This window comes from Mycobacterium sp. E2699 (assembly GCF_001666745.1).
Classification (GTDB): Bacteria; Actinomycetota; Actinomycetes; order Mycobacteriales; family Mycobacteriaceae; genus Mycobacterium.
The window spans coordinates 1-809 of record NZ_LZJH01000056.1; the positions used below are offsets into that span (position 1 = coordinate 1).

The 809-nt window shown below is 64.0% G+C and carries 1 protein-coding gene; it reads right to left on the bottom strand.

Features of this window, described 5'->3' with window-relative positions:
* The coding region (locus A5696_RS29125) for an HAD-IC family P-type ATPase (protein ID WP_156738308.1) at nucleotides 1-809 on the bottom strand (809 nt) is incomplete at both ends.

An 809-nucleotide genomic window follows, 5' to 3' on the forward strand; every position in this document is an offset into this window, starting at 1 on the left:
GCGAAAACGATAAACGTCTGGGTGAGAAGGTTTTCCAGGAACCACCCGGTGTGAAACGCCACCTCGCCGGCGTGCAGGATGCCGAGCATGAATCCGAAGGTCAAGAAGTCGAACAGCGAGTTGATGGGCCCGAACGTCAGCATGAACCTGCGGATGAAGGCGACGTTCCAGTGCGCCGGCGCATCGCGTTGCTCCTCATCGACGCGGTCGGTGGGGATCGCCAACTGCGAGGCATCGTAGAGCAGGTTGCCCAGCAGGATCTGGCTGGGCAGCATCGGCAGAAACGGCAAGAACGCCGACGCGGCGGCGGCGCTGAAGGTGTTGCCGAAATTGCTCGATGTGCCCATGAACACGTACTTGATGGTATTGGCGAAAATCCTTCTGCCCGTGGCCACCCCGGTGGCCAGCACCCCCAGGTCCTTTTCCAGCAAGACCACGTCGGCCGCGTCCTTGGCCACGTCGGTGGCGCTGTTGACGGAGATGCCCACATCGGCGGCGTGCAATGCCAGCGCGTCGTTGACCCCGTCGCCGAGAAACCCCACCGATCTTCCGGTGCGGCGTGCCGCGGTGATCAGCCGTGCCTTTTGGTCGGGGGAGATGCGGGCGAAGATACTGTGGTCCGCAGCGGCGCGGCCGAATTCGTCGTCATCGAGGCATTCCAGCTGCGCGCCGGTGATCGTGCCCTTGGAGACCAAACCCAGTTCGGCGCAGACCTTTTCGGCCACCCGAGGGTTGTCGCCGGTGGCGATCTTGAGCTCGATTCCCAGCTCGGCCAGCTGTGCCAGCGACTGGCGCGCCGCGGGTTTGGG